Source organism: Streptomyces venezuelae (assembly GCF_008642315.1).
GTDB lineage: Bacteria > Actinomycetota > Actinomycetes > Streptomycetales > Streptomycetaceae > Streptomyces > Streptomyces venezuelae_D.
Genome location: NZ_CP029192.1, coordinates 8178870 through 8205278, shown reverse-complemented (window position 1 = coordinate 8205278; position 26409 = coordinate 8178870). Strand labels below are relative to the sequence as shown.

Below are 26409 nucleotides of genomic sequence, written 5' to 3'. Positions count from 1 at the left end.
ATGAACGTCCACCTGCACTGGTTCCTGCCGACGGGCGGCGACGGCCGCACCCTCGTCGACCGGCACGCCTACACCGACGGAGGCATCACACGCTCCCGCGTCACCCCGGTGAGCGGCGTGCGCGCGCCCGACATCGAGTATCTGGCCCAGATCGCCAAGGCCGCGGAGCAGTTGGGGTTCGAGGCCGTGCTCACGCCCACCGGTACGTGGTGCGAGGACGCCTGGCTGACGACGGTCGCGCTCGCCCAGCACACGGAGCGGCTCAAGTTCCTCGTGGCGTTCCGCCCCGGCGTCATCTCCCCCGTGCTGGCCGCGCAGATGGCGGCGACGTACCAGCGCATCACCCGCGGCAGGCTGCTCCTGAACGTGGTGACGGGCGGCGACTCGACCGAGCAGCGGCGGTTCGGCGACCATCTGGACCACGACCGCCGCTACTCCCGCACCGACGAGTTCCTCTCGGTCGTACGAGGGGTGTGGGGCGGCAAGCCGTTCGACTTCCGGGGCGAGCACTTCCAGGTCGACGGCGGGCTCACCGCGCTGCCGCCGGATCCGCTGCCGGAGATCTTCTTCGGGGGCTCGTCGGCCGCTGCGGGGCCGGTCGCGGCCCGGCACACGGATGTGTACCTGACCTGGGGCGAGCCGCCCGAGCAGGTGAAGCGGAAGATCGACTGGATCCGAGGGCTCGCCGAGCAGGAGGGCCGCACGGTCCGGTTCGGCATCCGGCTGCACACGATCTCCCGCGACTCGGCCGCCGACGCCTGGGCGACCGCGAACCGGCTGCTCGACGACCTCGACCCCGACACGATCGCTGCGGCCCAGGAGGCGCTCGGCCGCAGCGAGTCGGTGGGCCAGCAGCGGATGCTCGCGCTGCACGGCGGCTCGCGCGACAAGCTGGAGATCTCGCCGAACCTGTGGGCCGGTGTCGGTCTGGTGCGCGGCGGGGCGGGCACGGCGCTGGTCGGCAGCCATGCCGATGTCGCCGACCGGATCGAGGAGTACCACGCGCTCGGCGTGGAGCACTTCGTACTGTCCGGCTATCCGCACCTGGAGGAGGCGTACTGGTTCGGCGAGGGCGTGATTCCCGAGCTGGCCGCGCGCGGGCTGCTGCCGCGGATCCCGGCGTCGCCGCTGTCCGGTGTGCCGGCGGCGAACGGACGGCCCGCCTCCGCACCGGGCGGCGCGCCGCTCCTGGTCGCGGGCGGCCGCTGAGACGAGCCGGTCCCGACGGACGCCGAGGCCGGTTCCGGCGTCCGTCGGGAGAATCTGGCGCCCGTCGGGAGGTTCCGAAGCCGTCGGTAGGATCCGGCGTCCGTCGGGAAGATCCTGGACTCCGGTGAAGTTAGTAGAAACGTGAACGACATCGGGGTACGAGACGCATCCGCCGCAACCACGGTCCGTGACGTGGACGTCGTGGTCATCGGCGCCGGGCAGGCCGGCCTGTCCGCCGCCTACCACCTGCGGCGGGTCGGCTACGAGCCGGACCGCGACTTCGTGGTCCTCGACCACGCTCCCCGGCCCGGCGGTGCCTGGCAGTTCCGGTGGCCGTCCCTGACGTACGGGAAAGTGCACGGGATGCACGCGCTCCCCGGGATGGAGCTGACGGGCGCGGATCCCGCACGCCCGTCGTCCGAGGTCGTCGGGGAGTACTTCGAGGAGTACGAACGACGCTTTGACCTGCACGTACGACGCCCCGTCGACGTGCGCGCAGTCCGTGAGGGCGAGGCCGGCAGACTGCTCGTCGAGACGTCGGCCGGCACGTGGTCGACACGTGCCCTGATCAGCGCGACGGGCACCTGGGACCGGCCGTTCTGGCCTCGCTACCCGGGCCAGGACTCGTTCCGCGGACGCCAGCTGCACACCGCGATCTACCCGGGCCCCGAGGCTTTCGCGGGACAGCGAGTGATCGTCGTGGGCGGCGGCGCCTCGGGCACGCAGCACCTCATGGAGATCGCCCCGCACGCGGCGTCGACCACCTGGGTCACCCGCAGCGAGCCGGTGTTCCGCGAGGGGCCCTTCGACGAGGACTGGGGGCGCGCGGCCGTCGCCATGGTCGAGGAGCGCGTACGCGAGGGCCTGCCGCCGCGGAGCGTGGTGTCCGTGACGGGGCTGCCCACGAACGACGCGATCCGGCGGGCGCGGGCCGAGGGTGTCCTCGACCGGCTGCCGATGTTCGACCGCGTCACACCGACAGGCGTCGAGTGGACCGACGGCCGCCGTGTCGACGCGGACGTGATCCTCTGGGCGACCGGTTTCCGCCCCGCCGTCGACCACCTGGCCCCGCTGCGGCTGCGCGAGCCGGGCGGCGGCATCCGCCTGGAGGGCACGAGGGTCGCCGCGGACCCCCGCATCCACCTGGTCGGATACGGACCGTCGGCCAGCACGATCGGCGCCAACCGCGCGGGGCGCGCGGCGGTGCGCGACGTCCAGCGGCTGCTGGCCGGAACCTCGGTCCCGAGCCCGGCCTAGCCGAGGTACAGCGTGTAGAGCAGCTTGTCCGGCGTGACGGGTGGGGTGCCCTGCAGCGCTCCTGTGGTGGCGTTGTCCACGAGGCCCTTCTTGACCTGCGCCGGAGTGTCCGTGGGCCGGAACCCCAGATGCAGCGCGGCCGCGCCGGCCGCGTGCCCGGTGGCCATCGACGTACCGCTGAGGGTGGCCGTCGCCGTGTCGCTGTCCTTCCAGGCGGAAGGTATCTGCACGCCTGGTGCGAACAGGGAGACGCATGAGCCGTAGTTGGAGGAGGACGCCCGGCGGTCGCCGCGGTCGCTCGCGCCGACGCTGATGGTCTCCGGCACGCGGGAGGGCGAGGTGTTGCAGGCGCCGCCGGCCTGGCCTGAGCTGCCCGCGGCGACCGTGTACGTGACGCCGGAGCGGATGGAGCGCCGCACCGCGCTGTCGAGGACGTCACTGGCCGCCCCGCCGAGGCTCATGTTCGCGACCGCCGGCTTCGCGGCCTTCGCCGTCACCCAGTCGATGCCCGCGACGACCCCCGACGTGGTGCCCGACCCCTGGCAGTCGAGGACGCGCACCGCGACCGGCCTGGCCTGCTTGGCCACGCCGTACGTCTTCCCCGCCGCGATGCCGCCCACGTGCGTGCCGTGCCCGTTGCAGTCGTCGCCGTTCCTGCCGTCGCCGACGGTGTCGGTCCCGACGGAGGCGCGCCCGCCGAACTCCGCGTGGGTGGTGCGCAGCCCGGTGTCGATGATGTAGATGCTCACGCCGGGGGCGGTGGTGCGGTAGGTGTACGTGGTGGACAGCGGGAGGCGGCGCTGGTCGATGCGGTCGAGACCCCAGGGCGCGTTGGGCTGGGTCTGCTCCTTCGCGGTTCGGCCCTTCGCGGCCTGCTCCTTCGAGCCGTCGATACGGACACGGGTGTCCTGGCGGACGTACGCGACACGGGGATCCGCGGCGATCCGGGCCGCCTCCGCACGGTTCATCCGGGCCGAGAACCCGTGCAGCGCCGCCCGGTACACATGTCCGAGCCGCGCTCCCTCGGCCCGCCCGACGAGCTCACGCGCCAAGCCGGACACGGACCCGGACCCGGACCCGGTCCCGGCGGAGTCCGTCAGCCGCCCGGAGTCCTTCAGCACGACGATCCAGCCGTCCGGAACGGCGGTCTCGGAACCGCTGGCAAGCCGCAGGTCCCCGCCGGAGGAACCGGGAGCGGCCTCGGCGTGGGAGGAGGGCGTGGCGACGATGAGACCGGTGGCCGTCAGCGCGGCGGAGAGCAGCACCGCTGTCTGCCGCCGACGGGAGGGCATTCTCATTCCCGGTGCACCTGAACCTTTCATCGACTGACCAGGGACGGGGTCGGGCCATGTGCGGTGCAGTGCGGTACTGGATGAGCCGCGCCGGTTGACGTCGCGCGCGCCTGCCAGCCTCTCGCGCCGCTCAACGCGGCACAAGAGGCCGAACCGGTCCAGCGGGAGGGCTGAGGTGACCGCCGCTCAGGGTGCCTCGACGTTCACCAGGCTCTTGTACGGGAGATAGCGCGGCACACCCAGCTGCGTCGGAGCCGGAGCGACGCCCTCCAAGCCCTCGATCAGCATGCCCATCTCGACCGTGCCGCCGCTCTCGGCGAAGCGCCGCCAGGCGGACATGTCCCGCCACTCGGCGTGGTTGAGGACCCCGTGCCCGTCCTTGCTCATGTGGAAGTGGGCCGCGAGCAGCCCCGGCGGCCGGGTCCGCTCCAGGATCGCGATGACGCCGTCGATGAACGCGCGCTGGCTGTCCGGCCCTTCGGTCTCGAAGGTGGGGGTGACGAGGGCGCCGGGGGCGCTGTCCGCTTCCTCTTCGGACGTGTAGCTGCGGTGGAGCGAGTAGCGCACCTCGCCTGGCCGTTCGATGCCGAGCACCATGCGCTCGACCCCGCCGATGTCATGGGAGCGCCGGGCCGCGCGCGTCCACTCCCGCTGGGAATCGTCGTCCGTCCACTGGGCGTAGTTGAGGACCTCGCGGCCGTTCTCGCTGAGGAAGGTGGTGAACGAGAGCATGGCGTCCGGGCGTTCCTGGTGTTCCCACTTCTCGATCGCCAGGTCCGCGGCCTGCTTCTGCACCCCTGGGGCCGGCAGGGTCCAGGAGCTGACGAGGATCGTCCCGGCGTCCGCCCGCCGGACATCGGGAAAGGCACGTGTTATTAGTGCGGCCATGGTCGGCTCCTCCTGCACACTGAGCGGCACGTTCAGAGAAAAGCGTTCTACCTGAACCACGGTTGAGGTCAAGACGGAGCAGACACGATGGCCGAGCGCACCCCCCTGGACATTGCCACTTTTCGCCCTCCCGCTACTTCGCCTTGTTGAACTCCCCTACGTTCTTCTGGTGTTCCTGAAAGTCTGATGTGAAACGCGTGTCTCCTGGTTTTACGGTGACGAAATAGAGCCAGTCCCCCGGAGTCGGGTTGATCGCCGCCCGCATCGCTTCCTCGCCGGGGTTGCCGATCGGCGTGGGTGGCAGGCCCATGCGCGCGTAGGTGTTGTACGGGCTGTTGATCTTCGTGTCGCGTTCACTGGTGGCGAGCGTCGAGCGGTTGAGCGCGTAGTTGATGGTGGAGTCCATCTGCAGGGGCATGCCCCGGTCGAGGCGGTTGTAGATGACCCTGGCGACCTTGCCCATTTCGTCCTTGGAACCGGCTTCCGCCTCGATCATGCTGGCAATGGTGACGCTCTGGTAGACGTTCAGCGCATTCCGGTCCGCGCCGGCCGTGACTTGGCCGGCACCGAACTTCTTGTTGGCCGTGTTCACCATGTACGACAGGACGGATGCCGGGGTCGACTGTGAGCTGATCGGATACGTCGCCGGGAAGAGATATCCCTCGGGGTTGCCGCCCGCGTCTTTGGGGAGTTTGAGGTCGGCCTTCGGGAGTGCCTTCTTCGTGGTGCCCGCGGGCACCTCGAGGGCCTTGTCCACGGCCGCGTACACCTGGCCGGAACGCCACCCCTCGGGGATGGTCAGCGTCTCGGGCCGTTCGTCGTCGTCGGGAAGCAGCAGCGGCACCGCCACGGCGGCGGCCACGGCGGCGGCTCCGGCCGCGATCAGGGCGATCCGGCCCCGTCGCGTCAGTCGAATCGTTCCGCGTCTCGGAGTCTTGGTCTGCATGCGGGCACGGTAACCCGCAAATGGTCATATTCCTGGCATATCTTCATGTCGCGGGCTCCAGTTGGGCGTCTCTGCGAACCAGGGCGGCGTAACGGCCGTCCCGCTCCATGAGTTCCTCATGGGTGCCGCGCTCCGCGGCCCGGCCGCCGTCCAGGACCACGATCTGGTCGGCGCCGCGGACGGTGGAGAGCCGGTGGGCGATGGTGAGGGTGGTCCGGCCCGCCGACAGTGAGTCGATGGCCTCCTGCACGGCCCGCTCCGTGCGGGTGTCGAGGGCGCTGGTCGCCTCGTCGAGTATCAGGACCGGCGGGTCGCGCAGGATGGTGCGCGCGATGGCCAGGCGCTGCTTCTCGCCGCCGGAGAACCGGTGGCCGCGCTCGCCGACGACCGTGTCGTACCCCTCGGGGAGGGACGCGATGTGGTCATGGATCTGGGCGGCGCGCGCGGCGGTGAAGAGCTCCTCGTCGGTGGCGTCGGGCTTGGCGAAGCGCAGGTTGTCCGCGACGGAGGCGTGGAAGAGGTACGTCTCCTGGGAGACCACGCCGACGGCGCGTGCGAGGGTGTCGAAGTCGAGGTCACGCACGTCGACGCCGTCGAGGGTGACGCGTCCGCCCGTGACGTCGTAGAGCCGGGGGACGAGGTGGCTCAGCGTCGACTTGCCGGAGCCGGTGGGGCCGACCACGGCGAGGCTGCCGCCCGCGGGTATGACGATGTCGATGCCCTGGAGCGTGGGGGCCGCCTTCTCGTCGTAGCGGAACTCGACGTCGTCGAAGCGGACCTCGCCCTTGATCTTGTCGAGGTGCACCGGCCGCTCGGGCTCGGTGATGTCGACGGGCAGGTCGAGGTACTCGAAGATGCGCTGGAAGAGCGCGAGCGAGGTCTGGATCTGCACGCCGGTCGACAGCAGGCTCACGGTCGGCCGGAAAAGTCCCTGCTGGAGCGAGACGAAGGCGACGAGCGTGCCGATGGAGACCGTCGGGCCGCCCATCTGGAAGGCGATGCCGGCGGTCCAGTAGATGACGGCGGGCATGGCGGCCATCACGATCGTGATGACGGCCATGCGCCAGCGGCCCGCCATGTTGGACCGGATCTCCAGGTCGACCAGCTGCTCGGACTCGTCGGAGAAGGACTTGGTCAGGGAGTCGGCACGCCCCATCGTGCGGCCGAGGAGGATGCCGCTCACGGAGAGCGACTCGGTGACGGTCGCGGCCATGACGGCCATCTGCTTCTGTCGCTGCGTGGCGATCTTCTTGCGCTCACGGCCGACGCGACGGCTGATCCACACGAACACCGGGAGCAGCAGGAGCGAGACGACGGTGAGCCGCCAGTCAAGGGCCAGCATCGCGACGACGGTCGCGACGACGCTGGTGAGGTTCGAGACCAGGGACGTGGCGGTGGAGGTGACGGTCGCCTGCATACCGCCGATGTCGTTGGCGATCCGGGACTGGACCTCGCCCGTTCGGGTGCGGGTGAAGAAGGCCAGGGACATGCTCTGCAACCTGCCGTACACCGCGGTGCGCAGGTCGTGCATGACGCGCTGCCCCACGGACGTACTGATCAGGGTCTGCAGGACGCCGAAGACGCTCGTGACGACCGCGCTGAGGATCATGCCGAGCGCGAGCAGGCTCAGCAGGCCCGTGCGCCCCTGTGGCAGGGCGGTGTCGAGGATCTCCTTCAGCAGGAACGGAGTCGCGACCGATACGAGCGAGGCGGCGCAGACCAGGAGGCCCACGATCGCGAGGCGGCCTCGGTAGGGACGGAAGAGGCGAAGGATGCGGCGCATCTGGCGCGGCTGGGGCTCCTCGCCGGGGGCAGGGGGCTGCGGCGTCCAGGTGGTTTCGTCGTGACGCATGGGCTCCTACGGGATTTCGGACGACAATGACTCAGGGAGCATAGCTCACTGTTACCTATACTCACAATGCACAAGATCCTGGTAATGTTCCCGCATGAACACCCCGGACCCCGACGGCCTGCTCGCCGAACAGTTGCTCCGACTGACCCGCAGGCTGCAGCGGATCCAGAAACGCCATCTGGTGCCGACCGGCATCACACCCGCGCAGTCCCGCCTCCTGCGCACCCTCGCGCACTACGAGACGCCGCCGCGCATGGCCGATCTCGCCGAGCGCCTGGAGGTCGTGCCCCGCGCCGTGACCACGCTGGTCGACGGCCTGGAGGCCGCCGATCTCGTGCGCCGCGCGCCCGATCCCACCAACCGCCGGGTGATCCGCATCGAGCTCACCGACGCGGGGCTCAAGGCCCTGGGCGAGCTGCGCGGCGCGCGCCGCGCCGCCGCGGAGGACATCCTTGCCCCATTGGACGCCGAACAGCGGGCACAGTTGGGCGTGCTGCTGAACGCGCTGTTCGACGTGCCGGACGTCCGCCGCTGCTGAACCCCGGCCCGCTGATGTGCCGGGGACGACCGCCGAGGAGAGCTCATGCCACTGCTGGAGCCCGAGCCCGACGCCCTGCGCCCCGGTGCCGCGTCGCGCACGGACGGCCCCGCCCACGACCGCGTGCCGGACCGGCGCGGCGGCGGCACCCCGGAGCCGCTCCGCTCGGAACTGATCGCGCTGCTCGGCGCGGACAAGGTCCTGACGAAGGTCTCGGACCTGGTGCGGTACGCCTCGGACGCCAGCCCCTACCGCTTCGTGCCGCAGGTCGTGGTCGTCCCCGAGGACATCGACGACCTGTCGGCCGTCCTGTCGTACGCGCACGGCAAGGGCCGCGAAGTCGTCTTCCGCGCGGCCGGTACGTCGCTGAACGGCCAGGCGCAGGGCGAGGACATCCTCGTCGACGTGCGCAAGCACTGGTCGGGCGTGGAGGTGCTCGACGGGGGCGGGCGCGCGCGCATCGGCCCCGGCACGACGGTCGTGCGGGCCAACGCGGCGCTCTCCCGGTTCGGCCGCGTGCTCGGCCCCGACCCCGCGAGCGCGATCGCCTGCACGGTCGGTGGCGTCGTCGCGAACAACGCGTCGGGCATGACGGCGGGCACCACCCGCAACTCGTACCGCACGGTCGCCTCGCTCACCGTCGTCCTCCCCTCCGGCACGGTCGTGGACACGGCCGAGCCTGACGCGGACGAACAGCTTGCGCACGCGGAGCCCGATCTGTGCGCGGGCCTGCTGACGATCAAACGCGAGATCGAGGCCGACCCGGAGCTGGTGGCCCGGATCCGCGAGAAGTACGAGATCAAGAACACCAACGGCTACCGCCTCGACGCGTTCCTCGACGGCACGACGCCCGTGGAGATCCTGCGAGGCCTGATGGTCGGCTCCGAGGGGACCTTCGGCTTCCTCTCCGAGATCGTCTTCGACACGCTGCCGCTGGACCGGCACACGAGCACCGCTCTGCTGTTCTTCCCTTCGCTGCCCGCGGCCGCCGCCGCTGTGCCGTTGTTCAACGCGGCGGGCGCCCTCGCCGTCGAGCTCATGGACGGCAACACCCTGCGGGCTTCGGTCAGCGTCCAGGGAGTGCCCGCCGACTGGGCGGAGCTGCCGAAGTCGACGGCCGCGCTCCTGGTCGAGTTCCGCGCCCCCGACGAGGCCGCGCAGGAGGCGTACGAAGCGGCGGCCGCGAAGGCTCTGGAAGGCCTGGAACTGACCGCTCCCGTGCCGTCGGTGACCAACGCGTTCACGCGCGACGCCAGGACGATCGGTGGCTACTGGAAGGCGCGCAAGGCGTTCGTCACCGCCGTCGGCGGCTCCCGTCCCTCGGGCACGACGCTGATCACCGAGGACTTCGCGGTTCCGCCCACTCGGCTGGCCGAGGCCTGTGAAGCGCTGCTCGACCTCCAGACGCGGCACGGCTTCGACGCCGCCGTCGCGGGCCACGCGGCGCACGGGAACCTCCACTTCCTGCTCGCCTTCGACGCGGCGGTCCCCGCCGACGTCGAGCGCTATGCCGCCTTCATGGACGAGTTCTGCCGGCTGACCGTGGAGCGCTTCGACGGGTCCCTCAAGGCGGAACACGCCACGGGCCGCAACATCGCGCCGTTCCTGGAGCTCGAATGGGGCCCGAAGGCAACCGAGCTGATGTGGCGCACGAAGCAGGTCATCGACCCGGACGGAGTGCTCGCTCCCCGCATCGTCCTGGACCGGGACCCGAAGGCACATCTGCGCGGCCTGAAGACCATCCCGAGGGTGGAGCCGATCGCCGACCCGTGCATCGAGTGCGGCTTCTGCGAACCGACATGCCCCAGCGAGGACTTGACCACGACACCGCGCCAGCGCATCGTGCTGCGCCGCGAGATGATGCGCCAGCCGGCGGGCTCCCCGGTGGAGGACGGCCTCGTCGAGGCGTACGGGTACGACGCCGTGGACACCTGCGCGGGCGATTCGACGTGCAGCATCGCCTGCCCTGTGGGCATCGACACGGGCGCCCTGATGAAGGAGTTCCGGCACGCACGGCACTCACCGCGCGAGGAGAGGGCGGCCGCTGTCGTCGCGAAGAACTTCAAGGCCGTCGAGGCGTCGGCGCGGCTCGCGGTGGCCGCCGCCGACCGGATCAGCGACCGCCTGCTCACCGCGGTCACCCGCGGCGCACGCAAGGCCGTGCGCCCGGACCTCGTCCCGGAATGGCTGCCGCGGATCCCCGGGGCAGCGGCGCGCAAGCTGCCGCGCACCGCGCGCGTGGGAGCATCCGCCGTCTACTACCCGGCGTGCGTCAACCGCATCTTCGGCAGCCCCGGCGACCGCTCCCTGGCGGAGGCCGTCGTCGCCGTCTCCGCTCGCGCGGGGAAGGCGGTGTGGATTCCGGACGATGTCGCGGGAACGTGCTGCGCGACGATCTGGCACTCGAAGGGGTACGTCGCGGGCAACCGGGTCATGGCCAATCGCATCGTCGAGGCGGCGTGGGGCTGGACGGCGGGCGGCCGCCTGCCGCTGGTCGTCGACGCCTCGTCCTGCACGCTCGGCATCGCCCACGAGGTCGTGCCCTATCTCACCGCGGACAACCGGGAGTTGCACCGGGAGCTCACGGTCGTCGACTCGATCGTCTGGGCCGCCGACGAACTGCTCCCCCGGCTGACGGTGCACCGCACGGTCGGCTCCGCCGTCCTGCACCCCACCTGCTCCATGCAGCACCTCGGCGACGAGGCGCAGCTCCGTGCCGTCGCCGAGGCGTGTGCGGACGAGGTGGTCGTCCCGGACGACGCCGGGTGCTGCGCCTTCGCGGGCGACCGGGGCATGCTCCACAAGGAGCTCACGGAGTCGGCGACGCGCAAGGAGGCCGCGGAGGTCATGTCCCGCCCCTTCGACGCGCATCTCTCCGCGAACCGCATGTGCGAGGTGGGCATGGACCACGCTACGGGTCGCGGCTACTACTCCGTACTCCTGGAACTGGAGCGCGTGACGCGCCCGTGAGGGGCGGGCCCGCGAGAGAGGTGGGCTCGCCAGGGGGGCTCGCCATGGGGGGGGCGTGGGCCTTCGATAAATCCAACTCTTCGGCACCTCCTGTCTCTTGCGCCCCGACCGGACCTCCTACCAGGGTGGCTTCCGCCCCAGTGGTAGAGACCAGCCGCCCTGAGCTACGGAGGTCCGATGCACGACGAGAACGTCACACCGCACCCTGAAGGCACCATTCCGGACGGCACCGAGAGCGGCGGGGCGGGTGACGGCCATTCACGTCGCGCGGTACTCCGTACTGCGGGCCTCGCCGGCGCGGGGCTCGGTGTCGCCGCCTTCGCGAGCGGTACGGCGCACGCAGACGCCCACGGCTCGGCCACCACCGGAGCGGCCGGGCCCGGAGCCGCGGAGGACACGGCCGCGGCGCCCGCGCGCAAGGGCAAGACGATGATCGGCGTGCCGTTCCAGCGCCGCTCGACGGTCCGGGTGGGGATCATCGGACTCGGCAACCGCGGCGGCAGCATGATCGACCTGTTCCTCGCGATCCCCGGCGTGCGCGTCGTCGCGCTCTGCGACCCGGTCAAGGACAAGACCGCGGCCGCCGCGAAGAAGGTCACGGCCGCGGGCCAGCCCGCCCCGGCGACGTACACCAAGGGCGACCACGACTACGAGAACCTGTGCAAGCGCGGGGACATCGACTTCGTGTACGTGGCGACGCCCTGGGACTTCCACTTCGCCATGGCCAAGTCGGCGATGCTGAACGGCAAACACGTGGGCGTGGAATGTCCCATCGCCCTGCGCCTCGACGAGCTGTGGGAGCTGGTCGACCTCTCCGAGCGCACCCGCAGACACTGCATGCAGCTGGAGAACTGCTGTTACGGCAGGAACGAGATGCGCGTCCTGCGGATGGCGCACGCGGGCAAGTTCGGCGACCTGCTGCACGGCGCGGGCGCCTACAACCACGATCTGCGCGGCCTGATGTTCGACCCCGACTACTACGAGGGGCCGTGGCGGCGCCTCTGGCACACCCGGCTGCGCGGCGACCTCTACCCCAACCACGGCTTCGGTCCCGTCGCCAACTACATGGACGTCAACCGCGGCGACCGCGCCACCCACATATCCAGCTTCGGCACGCCCTCCCTCGGCCTCGCCGAGTACCGCAAGGAGCACATGCCCGCGGGGGACCCGAGCTGGAAGGAGACGTACATCGAGAGCGACCGCACCATCAGCCTGGTCCAGACGGCGAAGGGCCGGGTCATCCGCCTGGAACACGACGTCAGCACGCCCCACCCCTACTCGCGGATCAACAGCCTCGGCGGCACACGGGGCGTCTTCGAGGACTACCCCGAGCGCATCTACATAGAGCCGGACCACACGAACGACGAGTGGGGCGACTTCGCCAAGTACGCCGACTTCGACCACTGGCTATGGAAGGAGCACTCCAACCCGCCCGGCGGCCACGGCGGCATGGACTACATCATGATCTTCCGTCTGATGCAGACCATGCAGCTCGGCCTGGTCCCCGACTTCGACGTGTACGACGCCGCGACATGGACGGCCCCCGTTCCGCTGAGCCACCTGTCGATCAAGGCGAAGGGCGCGCCGCAGGCGATCCCCGACTTCACGCGTGGTCTGTGGAAGAAGGAGCGGCCGGGAGTGGACTCGGAGAAGCCCAAGGCGTAAGGGGCATGGCCTAGGGGGCGAAGGGGCCGCCGGCTCGGGGTGGTGGGCGGCGCATGCGTCGCCCACCACCCCTTCTCGTTCAGCAGCGCCGATGGTCCCGCGTCAGGGTTCCTTGCGCGGTGGCGATCGTCCGGTCGTAGCAGCCCGTGTCGCCGGTCAGGCGGTAGCGCTCGCGCGATGTGCCCACGGCGTGCCGCTGATCGCGGGGAACGTTCGCCGTGTACGTCGCGTCGCCGTCGTAACGGTCGTCCAGCACGGACCAGCCGGTGCGCCGGCCTCCCGTCCTGGTGACGCTCTCGGCGCGGTCGCCGAGGGAGATCTCGGTGCGCAGCCGGTCACCGGCGCCCAGGGTCGTGGTGCCGTCCATGGTGTACGTCCGGTCGGTGCGCACGGCGCGGCGACCCGCGGTGACCGTCTCCCGGTCCGTCCAAGTGGCCTTGAGCGCGTCCGTCGACTCACCCTCGGTCCAGCGGTGCAGGGACGTGTTCGCGAGGCTGCGGGTCACGGTCGTCGCCACCCGTCCGTGCGACGTGTTCACGTACCCCGACACGCGGAGCCGGTGACCGCCCTCGGTGTCCAGCCGGTGCGCCTCTTCGCCCGTCCCGGGCATGTACTTGGTCGTGTTGACCGGGGTGTTCTCCTGGTGGCCGGTCAACCTGCCCGTGACGCGGTCGCTCTTCTCGTCCTGCCAGACCAGCACGTTGACCGGTGTGCTCCATCCCGTCTGCGCCTCGGGGACACCGACGACGGAGACCTCCACCCGGTGGGCGCGGCCGTCGTTGAGAACGCCCGCGAAGGGAGTCAGGTCGTACTCGATGGGCTTGATGTCGAAGGCGCGGGGCCCCGGGATCACGTACCAGAGGAAGGGGTTAGACCAGCCACCGGTCCAGACGGTCGGGAACGGCGCGGCGATGCCCGCCAGTTGTCCGTCGACCTTGACCTGCACCTCGCGGTAGGGGCCGTGATCGGCCTTGCAGGAGTAGGGCGCGGCGCCGGGCACGGTCAGATACCAGTACTCCTCACAGCCTCCGCCTGAGCCGGTGGCGTACACCTCGGCGACGATGCGTTCGCTGTTGCGCGGCGTGGTGAGGGTGGCGCCGTCCTTGCCGTCGCCGAGCGGGAGGACACGGTCAGGCACTGTCGTCGGCTTGGCCGCCTCGTAGAACGTCAGCGTCGCCTTGACGTCGATGATGCCGGTGTACGTGTCGTTGACGACGTTGCCGATGAGCATCTCGACCTGCTGGTCGCGGCTCAGCGTCTCGCGGTAGCGGGTGACGTCCTTCTCCACGGACCAGGTGATGCCGTCGACCGACGGCTCCGGAGTCGATGTGCGCAGAACTTCGACCCCGCCTATGCGCAGGTACCCGAGACGGTCGTACTGCCGCCCCTTCACCTTCCCGTCCAGCCGCAGCACCACCTTGCCCCATCGGCCCTTGCCGCATTTCGTCGGAGGCGTGTACTCACCTTTGTACGGGGTGAAGTCCTTGAACTGTGCCTCGGCGACCGTCACTTCGCAGGACTTGGTGTGCGGTTTCGGTACGGGCGGCGCGGCAGTGACCGGGTCGTGCCAGTCGTCGCCGAATTCCACGGGGGGCGTACCGGCCGCTGTGCCTACCGCCGTGTCGGCCGCTACTGGACCGGCACCGAGGAGGGTGCTCGCCGCGAGGGTCGCTCCGGCGAGCATGGACATGACGCGTCTTCTCATGGGGGATTTCTATGGGCAGTTGCCGATCACCGCAATGGTGCCGCCCGCGCAACACGCCTACCGCTTGAGGCCTCACGCCTTACGCCTTACGCCTCCAGATGTGCCCGATCGCCCATGACCACGACCGGATGCTGCTTCGGGTCGAGCGTGCGCAGCAAGTACTCCATCGCCGGCTTCGACAGACTCACGCAGCCCGACGTGCCGCTGCCGTGGTCCATGTGCAACCAGATGCTGCCGCCTTTGGCCTGGCCTTGTGGCCGCGTCGGATCGTTCGGCGGGGTGCCCTTGGCGCGGTTGTAGTCGATCGCGATGACGTAGTCAAAATCGTGCCAGTGCGTCTTGGGCCAGTAGTGCGGGGCCTGAATGGACGACGATTTCGTGTACGGGAACTTGGCCCCCGGGTCGGCGAGGACGCCACCCGCGTCGGTGAGCGTGAACACGCCGACCGGACTGCGCTTGTCGTTCTCGCGGTGGTCGGTCGTCCAGCCCTTCTTGCCGTTGTGCGCGGGCCAGCTGCGGGCCTTCTCCCAGGTGGTGCCCTTCGCCCCCGACTTCGTGTAGAGCACGACGGTCGACTTCGCCGAATCCTCACCGTCGCCGTAGACCGCGACGACCTGGCGGGACTGCGCGGGAATCTTGGACTGCAACCGGTCGCCGACATCGGGGATTGTCCGCGAGTCGGCGGCCCCGGCCTGAGGACTCTTTCCATGGTCGGCGCCGGCGTCGCCCTTCTTCGCGCTGTCGTCACTTCCACTCGCGCAGGACGTCAGAAGGACACCGCAGGCCGCTGCCGCGACCACCACTCGCACCGTACCGGCTATTCGCATCCGCCCATGGTCGCACCCCGTCCGCGTAACCCTCGTCAAGCCCCGCTACCCACGCCGCGACCGGGCTGATTCTTTACCTCAGGGCGGAAAACCGTTTGCCTCGGGCCACCGCGTGAGGCGAACCTTTCACGGTTTGTAACCGCCGTGCGCTCCCGCTACGCATTCGCCCGGGCGACGGCCGCCGCACCGATTCCTGGGACGTCATGCAGATTCGCGACCTTCCGTATCCCGACCCCGGCGTCCCCGATGCCCGCTCGGGGCCACGCTTCCTGCTGTGGCTGGGCCGCAACCAGCTCGGCGGACAACTCAAGTCCCTCGCCTGGGGCCTGCTGCACTTCGGCTCCATCGCGGGCCTGCCGTACATGGTCGGCGTCGCCGTCGAGGCCGTCCTCGACCGGTCCGGCGGACGGCTCGCCCTCGCGGGCTCGCTGATCGTCCTCCTCGGCATCGCCATCGCGCTGGGCGACATGATGCTGCACCGCACCGCGGTCACCAACTGGATCACCGCCGCGGCCCGTGTACAGCAACTCCTGGCCCGCAAGACAGCCACGCTCGGCTCCGCGCTGACCCGGCGCGTCGCCGCGGGCGAGGTCGTGGCCGTCTCCACCGGCGACGTCGAGAAGATCGGCTGGTTCGTGGAGGCCCTGTCGCGGTTCGCCGCGGCGGCGCTCACCGTTGTCCTCGTCTGTGTCGGCCTCCTCGTCTACCAGCCCGCACTCGGCATCATCGTCGCGATCGGCATCCCGGTGCTCGCCCTCGCCGTCCTACCGCTGCTGCCCCGCGCCACGCGCCGAGCGGACCACCAGCGCGAGAAGGCGGGTCGGGCCACCGAGCTGGCATCGGACACCGTCGCCGGACTCCGGGTGCTGCGCGGCATCGGCGGCGAGGAACTCTTCCTCGACCGGTATCGCACCGCGTCGCAGGAGGTCCGCACAGCCGCCGTCCGCAGCGCCCGCATGTGGGCCGTCATCTCGGCCATCCAGGTCCTGATGCCCGGCCTGCTGCTGGTCGCGGTCGTCTGGCAGGGCGTACACCTCGCCCGCGAAGGCCGTGTCACGGTCGGCGAGCTCGTCACCGTCTACAGCGCCATCATGATCCTCAACTATCCGCTGCGGCACTTCGAAGAGATCGCCATGGCGTACTCCTTCTCGCGGCCCTCCGCGAAGCGGGCGGCACGCGTGCTCTCGCTCCAGCGAACGACGGAGAGCGCGGGCGCGCGGGACGCGTCCGAGCGCCAGGCCGATGGTCCCGTCGACCCCCTCGGTGATCGTCTCGGTGATCGTCTCGGCGAACACCTCGGTGAACGTCTCGGTGATCGCCTCGGTGAACGGGCCTCCGCGAAGGCGGCCAAGCTCCCCACGGGCGGGTCCCTCACGCCCACCGGCGACCTGTACGACCCGGCGACCGGGCTGCTCGCGCCCGCCGGACGGCTCACCGCGGTGGTCTGCGGCGACCCGGACGAGGCAGGCCGTCTCGCCGAACGTCTCGGCGGGCATCCCGCGTTCGACGGGGCCACGGACCTGCCTTCCGTGCGCCTCGGCGACGTACCGCTGGACGACCTGTCGCTGGCCACCGCACGCACCGCCGTCCTGGTCCAGGACAAGGACCCCGTCCTCCTCTCCGGAACGCTGCGCGAGCTCCTCGACGTACCGGCGTCGGGGGCCGTCAGCCCCGAGGAAGCGCTCGACGCGGCCCAGTGTTCCGACGTCCTGGACGCCCTGGCCCAGGCCTCGACCGACGACGACCCGATGGCCGCCCACCTCACGGAACGCGGCCGCTCCCTCTCGGGAGGCCAGCGCCAACGCCTCGCCCTGGCGCGCTCCCTGGTCACGGACCCCGAGGCACTGGTACTCGACGAGCCGACGTCCGCCGTCGACTCGCACACCGAGGCCCGGGTCGCCGAGGGCATCAGGCACCTGCGCGGAGGACGCACCACCGTGGTGCTCACGTCGTCGCCGCTGCTCCTCGACCGCGCCGAGCGTGTCGTCTTCCTCGCCGACGGCGAGGTCGCGGCGGTGGGGGCGCACCGCGAGCTGGTGCACACCGAGCCGCGGTACCGCGCGGTCGTCACCAGGGAGACCGACGCGGAACGCTCCGCCGCGGACGCCCGCACAGCGACGAACGCGAACGCGGACACGAGTACGAGTACGAGTACGCACGCCCATACGAAAACGCACATCCTGACCGATTTCGACATCGAGGAGACGGCATGATCGGCCTGGTGCCCCCGGCTTACGATCCGGCGGCCCCCACGACGGCGGAAACCCTGCCCGTCGGCTCGGCCGCGACCGTACGCACCTACGTCACCGAACTGTTCAAGCGCCACCGCAGGGCCTTCCTCCTGCTGATCCTGGTGAACACGCTCGCCGTCGTCGCCTCGATGGTCGGCCCCTATCTGCTCGGCGACCTGGTCGAGAAGGTGTCGGACGACGCTCGCGACCTTCACCTGGAGTTCACGATCTCCCTGTTCGTGATCGCGCTGCTCGTACAGGCCCTTTTCGTACGGGAGGTGCGGCTGCGCGGCGCGATGCTCGGTGAGCGGATGCTGGCGGATCTGCGCGAGGACTTCCTCGTGCGGTCCGTCGGGCTGCCGCCGGGCGTCCTTGAGCGGGCCGGCACCGGAGACCTGCTCTCTCGCATCACCACGGACATCGACCGTCTCGCCAACGCCATGCGCGAAGCGGTGCCGCAGCTCGCCATCGGTGTGGTGTGGGTGGTGCTGCTGCTCGGCGGGCTCGTCGTGACGGCGCCGCCGCTGGCGCCCGCCGTGCTCGTCGCCGTGCCTCTGCTCGTGGTGGGCTGCCGCTGGTACTTCAAACGGGCGCCCGCCGCCTACCGCTCCGAGGCCGCCGGTTACGCCGCCGTGGCCGCCGCCCTCACCGAGACCGTCGACGCGGGACGCACCGTCGAGGCGCACCGCCTCGGCCGTCGCCGCGTCGAGCTGTCGGAGCGCCGCATCTCGGAATGGACAGCTTGGGAACGGTACACGCTCTACCTGCGGTCGGTCCTCTTTCCGGTCATCAACTTCACGCACACGACCGTGCTGTGCTCGACCCTGATGATCGGTGGTGTCTTCGTCCTCCAGGGCTGGATCGGTGTGGGGCAGCTGACCACCGGCGTCCTGATCGCCCAGATGCTCGTCGACCCGCTCGGCATCATCCTGCGGTGGTACGACGAACTGCAGGTCGCCCAGGTATCGCTGGCCCGGCTCGTCGGTGTCCGTGACATCGAGCCGGATGCCGGGGACGCTTCTGTCTCCCCGGATGGGCGCGATGTCCGTGCCGACGACGTGTACTTCGGCTACCGCCCCGGCGTCGACGTGCTTCGCGAGGTCTCCCTCGCCGTCGAGCCCGGCTCTCGTGTCGCCCTGGTCGGCCCGTCGGGCGCGGGCAAGTCGACGCTGGGCAGGCTCCTGGCCGGGATCTACGGTCCGCGCACCGGTCACGTCACCCTCGGCGGTGCCGCGCTGTCGGCGATGCCCGCCGAGCAGGTACGAGCACATGTCGCCCTGGTCAACCAGGAACACCATGTCTTCGTGGGGTCCCTGCGCGACAATCTCCTCCTGGCCAGGACCGGAGCCCGGGACGCCGAACTGTGGGCGGCGCTCGGCGCGGTCGACGCGGCCGACTGGGCACGCGGCCTCGACGAGGGCCTCGACACCGAGGTCGGATCCGGCGGTTTCGCGCTGACACCCGCGCAGGCCCAGCAGATCGCTCTGGCCCGTCTGGTCCTCGCCGACCCGCACACGCTGGTACTGGACGAGGCGACATCGCTCCTCGACCCACGCGCGGCACGGCACTTGGAGCGTTCCCTCGCCCGCGTGCTGGACGGCCGCACGGTGGTGGCGATCGCCCACCGGCTGCACACCGCGCACGACGCGGACGTCATCGCGGTGGTCGAGAGCGGCCGGATCGCGGAACTGGGCAGCCACGATCAACTGGTGGCAGCAGACGGCGCGTACGCAGCGCTGTGGCGGTCCTGGCACGGGTAGGCGGTCTCCCCATAGGGGGCCTGTTACCGCTGGTGCGGGGGTAGTTAGGGTACGAAGATGGCTGCACCGTCCACGAATCCTGGCGCCCCCGACCGGCGCGGGCCTGCCCGCTACCTGTGGTGGGCGATCGTCAGCCAACCCCAACGTGTGGTCCTCGGAGCCCTGTTGGGCAGCGTGTGGATGGTCTGCCTCACCCTGCCCCCGTACGTCCTTTCGCGCGCCATCGACGACGGTCTGCGACCGGGCGACCGCTCCGCCCTCGTCGGCTGGTGCGCGGCCCTGTTCGGCATCGGGCTCCTCAACGCCTGGCTGGCGATCATGCGGCACCGCACCATGACCCGGATCCGCCTCGACGCCTACTTCCGTACCGTGCGCGTCGTGGTCGACCAGGCGACCCGCCTCGGCGCGGCCCTGCCACGTCGCGTCTCGGCCGGTGAGGTCGTCACGATCGGTCACTCCGACGTGGGTGTGATCAGCCAGACCCTGACCGTGACGGGCCCCGGAGTGGGTGCCGTGATCGCCTACTTCGTGGTGGCCTCGCTGCTGCTGTCCGTCTCTCCGCCGCTCGCCGTCGTGGTGTTGGTGGGCGTGCCTCTCCTCGCGGTGCTGATCGGTCCGTTCCTCGGCCGCCTGCAGGGAGCCGAGTCGGCCTACCGGGAGCGTCAGGGCGCACTCGCCGCGATTCTCGGCGACCTCGCCGGCGGTCTCCGTGTCCTCAATGGCCTGGGTGGCAAGGGTGTGTTCGCGGCCCGGTACCGCGAGGGGTCGCGACGGCTCCGTGACGAGGGCTACCGGGTCGGTTCGAGCATGAGCTGGGTCCAGGCCTTCGGCATCGGCCTGCCCACTCTGTTCCTGGCCGCCGTGACCTGGCTCGCCGCGCGCATGGCTGCCCAGGGCACCATCACCGTGGGCGAGTTGGTGGCCGTCTACGGCTACGTCGCGGTGCTCGTCCTGCCGGTGACGTTCCTCATCGAAGGCAGCTACGACATCAGCCGGGGCCTGGTCGCCGCACGGCGGGTCGTGGACTTCTTGAACCTGGCACCCGGGGAGTGGGAGTCCTCCGCGCGTGCGGAGCCCGTGCCCGGGCCGCGGGAGCCGTCCGTGCTGCGCGACCCGCTGTCCGGTGTGGAGGTCGTGCCCGGGCTCCTCACCGCGCTCGTCAGTGCTCGCACCTCCGACGGAGCGGACATCGTCGACCGTCTGGGTCGGTTCGCTCCTTCCCTGGCCACCTGGGGTTCGGTACGCATCGACGCCGTCGCTCTGGACGAGGTCCGCACCCGGATCCTGGTGGCGGACAACGAGGCCGACCTCTTCGCAGGTACGGTGCGCGCCGCCGTCGCCGGCCGCTGCGCGCCGGACGAGCAAGCAATCGCCCGCGCGGTAGACGCGGCCATGGCCCGTGACATCGTCCTCGGCCTGTCGGACGGGCTCGATGCCACGCTCGACTCCCACGGCCGCAACCTGTCCGGTGGCCAGCGTCAGCGTGTCCGCCTGGCCCGGGCCCTCCTCGCCGAACCGGAAGTCCTCCTGGCCGTCGAACCCACCTCTGCCGTCGACGCCCACACCGAGGCGAACATGGCCACCCGGCTGCGCACCGCCCGCACAGGCCGCACGACTCTCGTCACCACCACGTCCCCCCTCGTCCTGGACCGAGCAGACGTCGTCCACTACCTGGTCGACGGTCGGGTCAGCGCGACCGGCAGTCACGCCGACCTGTTCGCCCGGCACCCCGACTACCGGCGCCTGGTCTCGCGCGGCACGGACGAAGGCGCCGAGACGGAGAGCCACGTGGCCGAGGACCGTGATGCGAAGGGCCGCGAGGGTGAAGGCCACGAAGCGGGCAACCAACACGAGGCAGAAGACCGCACTCGCCCTGACCCTTCCGACGAGCCGACTCATGAGGCCCTCCGATGACGTCGTCCCGCCGCGGCCGGGCTGCCGTGCCTTCCGTACCCGGTCAGCTGCCCGTGGCCGACCGCCACCAGGTCCGCCGCGCCGCCGTCCACCTCATCCGCCAGGACACCGGCGCGTTCGCCACGATGATCGCCTTCAACGCACTCGCGGCGGCAGCGGGCCTCACCGGTCCCTGGCTGCTCGGCCGCATCATCAACACGGTCAGGGACGGCGGTGGCGTCGACGCCGTCGATCGCCTCGCCCTCGGCATCCTGGCCGGTGCCCTCGCCCAGCTCCTTCTGGCGCGCCACGCCCGCTACCTCGCCCACCGCTTCGGCGAGCGGACCCTCGCCCGCATCCGTGAACAGTTCGTCGACCGGGCACTCGCGCTGCCCGCCTCGGTGGTGGAACGAGCCGGTGCCGGTGATCTGACGGCACGCGGCACCACCGACGTGGCGACGGCCGGACAGATGCTGCGCGACACCGGGCCCGATGTGTTCGTCGCGGCGGTGCAGGCGGTGTTCATCCTGGCCGCGGTCTTCCTTCTCGACCCGCTGCTCGGTGCCTGTGGCGTGCTCGGCCTCACCGGCATCTGGTTCGCCACCCGCTGGTACCTGCGCCGTGCGCGTTCCGCCTACCTCGACCAGGGCGCGGCACACTCCGCACTGGCGGAAGTGCTCGCGGCCACCGCCTCCGGAGCCCGCACCGTCGACGCTCTGCGGCTGCGCGAGCGTCGTATCGCGGACAGCGAGGCGGAGATCGAGCGGTGCGTCGCCGCTCAGGACCGCACATTGTTCCTGCGCAGCGTCCTGTTCCCCTCCATCGACATCTCGTACGCGATCCCGGTCGTCGCCGTGCTGTTCCTCGGAGGCGTACTGCATCACCAGGGGTCCGTGAGCCTCGGCACAGTCGTCGCCGCGGCCCTGTATCTCCAGCAGCTCTCCCAGCCCCTGGACACGATCCTTCAGCAGGTCGAACGGGTTCAGTCGAGCGGCGCCTCCTTCGCCCGCGTCGAAGGACTGGCCGCCGCCCCGAAGGGACCTTCCGAGCCCTCCTCCGGCAGCACCCCCGAGGGCGACCGCATCGAGGTGCGGGAAGTGCGCTTCGCGTACGACACTGGCGGCGACGTCCTGCGCGGGGTCAGCCTCTCCGTTCGTCCCGGTGAGCGTCTCGCCGTCGTCGGGCCCTCGGGGGCGGGAAAGAGCACCCTGAGCCGCCTCCTGGCCGGTATCGACACGCCCGACACCGGAACGGTGACCGTCGGCGGCGTACCGATTGCCGACCTGTCCCCCGGCCGACTGCGTCAGCAGGTCGTCCTCGTCACCCAGGAGCACCACGTGTTCCTCGGCACCGTCCGGGACAACCTCCTGATAGCGGCGGAGTCCGCCACGGACGCCGAACTCGAAGCGGCCCTCACCGCGGTCGGCGCCGACTGGTCGGTCGCCCTGCCGGCCGGCCTCGACACCGAGCTGGGGCCTGGAGGCCACCGGTTGCACGGAGCGCAGGCCCAGCAATTGGCCTTGGCCCGAGTCGTGCTCGCCGACCCGCACACAGTGATCCTCGACGAGGCCACCGCACTTCTGGACCCGACGACAGCACGCCACACGGAGCGGGCCCTGGCCGCGGTCCTTCGGGGGCGCACCGTCATCGCCATCGCCCACCGGCTCCAGACGGCCCACGACGCGGACCGCGTGGCGGTGATGCGGGACGGCCGAGTGACCGAGCTGGGCCCCCACGAGGAGCTCGTCGAGGCCGACGGCGCGTACGCCGCGCTGTGGCACTCCTGGCACGGCGAACCGCGGCGTTCCCCACACGGTGACGAGCCGGGCGGGGCGTGAGCCGAAGCCGACGGGTCCGACGCGACCGTCCTCCGGACGAGGGTGCCTCTCGCAGTGCGGGAGACCCCTCAGATGAAGTTGAGCGCGGCCGCGCCGCCCACTCCCCCGAGCAGCATGAACACCGGCATCAGCACCTTGAGCTCGATCCAGCTGCCGGCCCGGAACCGCATCACCTTCGGCGGCCCGACCGGGTACCAGCGCTTGCGGCCGATGGGGATGGGCCACAGGATCGGGCACCCGGAGACGGTCAGCGCGTCCCCGATGTCGTGCACCAGGGCGCCGAGCACGATCGGCAGCCCCAGCCACAGATACTCCTGGCCGGGCTCGGTGAACAGCCAGTCCGCGCCGTTGCCCGGCTTGTCCAGGACCCCGGCGAGGATCCAGGCACTCGTCGCGGCGAGCAACCACACGAGCACATCGCTGCTGGACCCGCGGGCGGCCCGCCACAGCAGGCCCTCGATCGCGAGCACCATGTGGACGAAGAGGATCCCGAGGACCGCCCAGCGGCCGCCGAAGATCGCCAGGGCCGAGGCGCCCGCTCCGATCAGCACCGCCCAGAGCCAGGTGTGCGTGAGCGTACGGTGTCCGCCCGAGCGACGCGGGTCCCCCTGCTTGCGGGTCGCCTTGTAGACGGCGTACGAGAGTTTGTCGACGATCTCGCACAAGCCACGGGAGACCGGTCCGAAGGCTCGCGAGATGGTCGCAGATTTGTGGTCCAGGTCGGGCGCGAGCGCCGCTCCTGCGCAGATCAGCGCCCCTACGAGGAGGACCGGCCAGGGCATGGTGTGCCCTGCGGCCGCCGCGGCAGCGCCGACCCCGAGCCAGGCCGCCGCTCCCGACAGTGAGTGTGCCGGTCCCATCATCGCTGTTGCCCGCCCCATTTCCCTTGGTCTGACGCCCCGTCGGCGACACAGCGTAGCGTTCGTGATCTTCGTGGGGACCTCCGGTTCCCTCATCGGGTGGGAAGGAAGGCAAGATGGGGGTGTGACCCTTATCGATCAGCTGCCGCCCGACGCCGACCCCGATGCCCTCTTCGAAGCCTTCTCGTCGTGGGCCGAGGACCAGGGCATCACTCTCTACCCGGCCCAGGAGGAGGCGCTGATCGAGGTGGTCTCCGGGGCGAACGTGATCTTGTCCACGCCCACCGGCTCCGGCAAGAGTCTGGTCGCGGCGGGGGCGCACTTCACGGCGCTCGCCCAGGACAAGGTCACCTTCTACACGGCGCCCATCAAGGCACTGGTGTCCGAGAAGTTCTTCGACCTGTGCAAGCTCTTCGGCACCGAGAACGTCGGCATGCTGACGGGCGACGCGTCCGTGAACTCCGACGCTCCCGTCATCTGCTGCACGGCCGAGGTCCTCGCCTCGATCGCGTTGCGGGACGGTAAGGACGCCGACATCGGCCAGGTCGTGATGGACGAGTTCCACTTCTACGCCGAGCCGGACCGCGGCTGGGCCTGGCAGATCCCGCTCCTCGAACTTCCGCAGGCGCAGTTCATCCTCATGTCGGCGACGCTCGGCGACGTCTCCATGTTCGAGAAGGACCTGACGCGCCGCACCGGCCGACCCACCTCGGTCGTGCGGTCGGCGACGCGCCCGGTGCCGCTCTCGTACGAGTACCGTCTGACGCCGATCACTGAGACGATCACCGAGCTCCTGGAGACCAAGCAGGCGCCGGTCTACATCGTGCACTTCACCCAGGCCCAGGCGGTCGAGCGCGCACAGTCGCTCATGAGCATCAACATGTGCACGCGCGAGGAGAAGGACAAGATCGCCGAGCTGATCGGCAATTTCCGCTTCACCACCAAGTTCGGCCGCAACCTCTCCCGCTACGTGCGCCACGGGATCGGCGTGCACCACGCGGGCATGCTGCCCAAGTACCGCCGCCTGGTGGAGAAGCTCGCGCAGGCGGGTCTCCTGAAGGTCATCTGCGGCACCGACACCCTGGGCGTCGGCGTCAACGTCCCGATCCGCACTGTGCTGTTCACCGCCCTCACCAAGTACGACGGCAACCGGGTCCGCACGCTGCGCGCGCGGGAGTTCCACCAGATCGCCGGGCGTGCCGGGCGTGCGGGTTTCGACACGGCGGGCTTCGTGGTGGCGCAGGCGCCCGAGCACGTCATCGAGAACGAGAAGGCGCTGGCCAAGGCCGGCGACGATGCGAAGAAGCGCCGCAAGGTCGTCCGCAAGAAGGCGCCCGAGGGTTTCGTCGCCTGGTCCGAGAGCACCTTCGAGAAGCTCATCGCTTCCGAGCCGGAGCCGTTGACGTCCCGCTTCCGGGTCACGCACACCATGCTGCTGTCCGTGATCGCCCGGCCGGGCAACGCCTTCGAGGCGATGCGTCACCTCCTCGAGGACAACCACGAGCCGCGGAAGCAGCAGCTGCGGCACATCCGACGGGCCATTGCGATCTACCGCTCCCTGCTCGACGGCGGGATCGTGGAGAAGCTCGACGTGCCGGACTCCACGGGCCGCATCGTGCGCCTGACCGTCGACCTTCAGCAGGACTTCGCACTCAACCAGCCACTGTCGACGTTCGCTCTCGCCGCCTTCGAGGTCCTCGACCCCGAGTCCCCCTCTTACGCCTTGGACATGGTGTCCGTCGTCGAGTCCACCCTCGACGATCCCCGCCAGATCCTCGCGGCCCAGCAGAACAAGGCGCGCGGTGAAGCCGTGGCGCTGATGAAGGCGGACGGCGTCGAGTACGAGGACCGCATGGAGCGGCTCCAGGACATCACGTACCCCAAGCCTCTGGAGGAGCTGCTCTTCCACGCGTACAACACGTACCGCACGAGCCACCCGTGGGTCGGCGACCACCCGCTGTCCCCGAAGTCGGTCATCCGGGACATGTACGAACGGGCGTTGTCCTTCACGGAGTTCACGTCGTTCTACGAGCTCGCCCGTACCGAAGGCATCGTGCTGCGCTACCTCGCGAGCGCGTACAAGGCCTTGGAGCACACCATCCCGGACGACCTGAAGTCCGAGGACCTTGAAGACCTGATCGCCTGGCTCGGCGAGATGGTCCGGCAGGTCGACTCCAGCCTCCTCGACGAGTGGGAACAGCTGGCCAACCCCGAGGTCATGACGGCCGAGGAGGCTCAGGAGAAGGCTGACCAGGTCAAGCCGGTCACGGCCAACGCGCGCGCCTTCCGCGTCCTGGTCCGCAACGCGCTGTTCCGCAGGGTCGAGCTGGCAGCTCTCGACCACGTCGAGGAGCTGGGCGAGCTGGACGCCGAGTCCGGGTGGGACGCGGACGCCTGGGGTGAGGCCATGGACAAGTACTGGGACGAGTACGAAGATCTCGGCACCGGTCCCGACGCCCGCGGTCCCAAGCTGTTGCTCATCGAGGAGGATCCCGAGCACGGTCTGTGGCGCGTCCGGCAGACGTTCGCCGACCCGAACGGCGACCATGACTGGGGCATCAGCGCGGAGGTCGATCTCGCCGCTTCCGACGAGGAGGGTCTCGCCGTCATCCGGGTCACGGACGTCGGTCAGCTCTGAGGGCCCCGAGGATCCGCGTGCCCCGGACAGGAGTCGAGGA

Annotated in this window: 17 protein-coding genes; 10 read left to right on the top strand and 7 right to left on the bottom strand. The window is 70.4% G+C overall.

Annotated features, from left to right (window positions below):
* Both DEJ48_RS36270 and DEJ48_RS36265 read left to right on the top strand, forming a co-directional pair.
* A complete protein-coding gene (locus DEJ48_RS36270) occupies nt 1-1209 on the top strand; it encodes an LLM class flavin-dependent oxidoreductase (RefSeq protein WP_150220347.1) in 1209 nt (402 codons plus the stop codon).
* A gap of 141 nt (nt 1210-1350) precedes the next feature.
* Complete coding sequence (locus DEJ48_RS36265) at nt 1351-2466, top strand: NAD(P)-binding domain-containing protein (protein ID WP_150220346.1); 1116 nt, start codon at nt 1351-1353, stop codon at nt 2464-2466.
* On the opposite strand, the gene DEJ48_RS36260 is transcribed toward DEJ48_RS36265, so the two are convergent.
* The 4 genes from DEJ48_RS36260 to DEJ48_RS36245 all read right to left on the bottom strand — a co-directional run bounded on the left by DEJ48_RS36260 (nt 2463) and on the right by DEJ48_RS36245 (nt 7444).
* Nucleotides 2463-3758 (bottom strand): S8 family peptidase, encoded by a 1296-nt coding sequence (locus tag DEJ48_RS36260; protein ID WP_190538104.1) that lies wholly within the window; start codon nt 3756-3758, stop codon nt 2463-2465. The genes DEJ48_RS36265 and DEJ48_RS36260 overlap by 4 nt on opposite strands.
* Nucleotides 3759-3944: 186 nt before the next feature.
* Nucleotides 3945-4646 (bottom strand): antibiotic biosynthesis monooxygenase, encoded by a 702-nt coding sequence (locus DEJ48_RS36255; protein WP_150220344.1) that lies wholly within the window; start codon nt 4644-4646, stop codon nt 3945-3947.
* Between the two features lie 133 nt (nt 4647-4779).
* On the bottom strand, nt 4780-5592 hold the full coding sequence (mltG, locus tag DEJ48_RS36250; protein WP_150220343.1) for an endolytic transglycosylase MltG: 813 nt from the start codon (nt 5590-5592) through the stop codon (nt 4780-4782).
* A 43-nt stretch (nt 5593-5635) separates the two neighbouring features.
* Complete coding sequence (locus DEJ48_RS36245; RefSeq protein WP_150220342.1) at nt 5636-7444, bottom strand: ABC transporter ATP-binding protein; 1809 nt, start codon at nt 7442-7444, stop codon at nt 5636-5638.
* 94 nt (nt 7445-7538) lie between these two features.
* Here DEJ48_RS36245 and DEJ48_RS36240 point away from each other — a divergent pair, with 94 nt between their 5' ends.
* The 3 genes from DEJ48_RS36240 (at nt 7539) to DEJ48_RS36230 (ending at nt 12617) form a co-directional block, all read left to right on the top strand.
* Entirely contained in the window at nt 7539-7982 is a 444-nt protein-coding gene (locus DEJ48_RS36240; RefSeq protein ID WP_150182089.1) for a MarR family winged helix-turn-helix transcriptional regulator, read from the top strand.
* Between the two features lie 45 nt (nt 7983-8027).
* Nucleotides 8028-10952 (top strand): FAD-binding and (Fe-S)-binding domain-containing protein, encoded by a 2925-nt coding sequence (locus DEJ48_RS36235; RefSeq protein ID WP_150220341.1) that lies wholly within the window; start codon nt 8028-8030, stop codon nt 10950-10952.
* A 177-nt stretch (nt 10953-11129) separates the two neighbouring features.
* Nucleotides 11130-12617, top strand: coding sequence for a Gfo/Idh/MocA family oxidoreductase (locus tag DEJ48_RS36230; protein ID WP_150220340.1), 1488 nt, complete (start codon nt 11130-11132; stop codon nt 12615-12617).
* Nucleotides 12618-12696: 79 nt separating this feature from the next.
* Here DEJ48_RS36230 and DEJ48_RS36225 read toward each other — a convergent pair whose 3' ends face one another.
* On the bottom strand, nt 12697-14322 hold the full coding sequence (locus tag DEJ48_RS36225) for a peptide-N4-asparagine amidase (RefSeq protein WP_150220339.1): 1626 nt from the start codon (nt 14320-14322) through the stop codon (nt 12697-12699).
* Between the two features lie 86 nt (nt 14323-14408).
* Entirely contained in the window at nt 14409-15149 is a 741-nt protein-coding gene (locus tag DEJ48_RS36220; RefSeq protein ID WP_190537799.1) for a L,D-transpeptidase family protein, read from the bottom strand.
* 203 nt (nt 15150-15352) lie between these two features.
* Here DEJ48_RS36220 and DEJ48_RS36215 point away from each other — a divergent pair, with 203 nt between their 5' ends.
* The 4 genes from DEJ48_RS36215 to DEJ48_RS36200 are packed head-to-tail and all read left to right on the top strand — an operon-like array spanning nt 15353 to nt 22871.
* Nucleotides 15353-17362 carry an ABC transporter transmembrane domain-containing protein gene (locus DEJ48_RS36215; RefSeq protein ID WP_150220338.1) on the top strand — a complete coding sequence of 670 codons (2010 nt, stop codon included), beginning with the start codon at nt 15353-15355 and terminating at the stop codon, nt 17360-17362.
* Complete coding sequence (locus DEJ48_RS36210) at nt 17359-19140, top strand: ABC transporter ATP-binding protein (RefSeq protein ID WP_150220337.1); 1782 nt, start codon at nt 17359-17361, stop codon at nt 19138-19140. The genes DEJ48_RS36215 and DEJ48_RS36210 overlap by 4 nt, the downstream gene beginning before the upstream one ends.
* A 57-nt stretch (nt 19141-19197) precedes the next feature.
* A complete protein-coding gene (locus DEJ48_RS36205) occupies nt 19198-21054 on the top strand; it encodes an ABC transporter transmembrane domain-containing protein (protein ID WP_150220336.1) in 1857 nt (618 codons plus the stop codon).
* On the top strand, nt 21051-22871 hold the full coding sequence (locus DEJ48_RS36200) for an ABC transporter ATP-binding protein (protein WP_150220335.1): 1821 nt from the start codon (nt 21051-21053) through the stop codon (nt 22869-22871). The genes DEJ48_RS36205 and DEJ48_RS36200 overlap by 4 nt, the downstream gene beginning before the upstream one ends.
* A gap of 68 nt (nt 22872-22939) precedes the next feature.
* Here the strand turns inward: DEJ48_RS36200 and DEJ48_RS36195 are convergent, their stop codons facing one another.
* Entirely contained in the window at nt 22940-23734 is a 795-nt protein-coding gene (locus tag DEJ48_RS36195; RefSeq protein WP_150220334.1) for a metal-dependent hydrolase, read from the bottom strand.
* A 61-nt stretch (nt 23735-23795) separates the two neighbouring features.
* Between DEJ48_RS36195 and DEJ48_RS36190 the strand changes: the two genes are divergently transcribed.
* Entirely contained in the window at nt 23796-26369 is a 2574-nt protein-coding gene (locus DEJ48_RS36190) for a DEAD/DEAH box helicase (protein WP_190537798.1), read from the top strand.
* Nucleotides 26370-26409 lie beyond the last annotated feature (40 nt).

Coding starts and splice junctions, on each gene's coding strand:
- DEJ48_RS36270 (WP_150220347.1), top strand. CDS start 1: ATGAACGTCCACCTGCACTGGTTCCTGCCGACGGGCGGCGACGGCCGC.
- DEJ48_RS36260 (WP_190538104.1), bottom strand. CDS start 3,758: ATGCCCTCCCGTCGGCGGCAGACAGCGGTGCTGCTCTCCGCCGCGCTG.
- DEJ48_RS36255 (WP_150220344.1), bottom strand. CDS start 4,646: ATGGCCGCACTAATAACACGTGCCTTTCCCGATGTCCGGCGGGCGGAC.
- mltG (WP_150220343.1), bottom strand. CDS start 5,592: ATGCAGACCAAGACTCCGAGACGCGGAACGATTCGACTGACGCGACGG.
- DEJ48_RS36245 (WP_150220342.1), bottom strand. CDS start 7,444: ATGCGTCACGACGAAACCACCTGGACGCCGCAGCCCCCTGCCCCCGGC.
- DEJ48_RS36240 (WP_150182089.1), top strand. CDS start 7,539: ATGAACACCCCGGACCCCGACGGCCTGCTCGCCGAACAGTTGCTCCGA.
- DEJ48_RS36235 (WP_150220341.1), top strand. CDS start 8,028: ATGCCACTGCTGGAGCCCGAGCCCGACGCCCTGCGCCCCGGTGCCGCG.
- DEJ48_RS36230 (WP_150220340.1), top strand. CDS start 11,130: ATGCACGACGAGAACGTCACACCGCACCCTGAAGGCACCATTCCGGAC.
- DEJ48_RS36225 (WP_150220339.1), bottom strand. CDS start 14,322: ATGAGAAGACGCGTCATGTCCATGCTCGCCGGAGCGACCCTCGCGGCG.
- DEJ48_RS36220 (WP_190537799.1), bottom strand. CDS start 15,149: ATGCGAATAGCCGGTACGGTGCGAGTGGTGGTCGCGGCAGCGGCCTGC.
- DEJ48_RS36215 (WP_150220338.1), top strand. CDS start 15,353: ATGCAGATTCGCGACCTTCCGTATCCCGACCCCGGCGTCCCCGATGCC.
- DEJ48_RS36210 (WP_150220337.1), top strand. CDS start 17,359: ATGATCGGCCTGGTGCCCCCGGCTTACGATCCGGCGGCCCCCACGACG.
- DEJ48_RS36205 (WP_150220336.1), top strand. CDS start 19,198: ATGGCTGCACCGTCCACGAATCCTGGCGCCCCCGACCGGCGCGGGCCT.
- DEJ48_RS36200 (WP_150220335.1), top strand. CDS start 21,051: ATGACGTCGTCCCGCCGCGGCCGGGCTGCCGTGCCTTCCGTACCCGGT.
- DEJ48_RS36195 (WP_150220334.1), bottom strand. CDS start 23,734: ATGATGGGACCGGCACACTCACTGTCGGGAGCGGCGGCCTGGCTCGGG.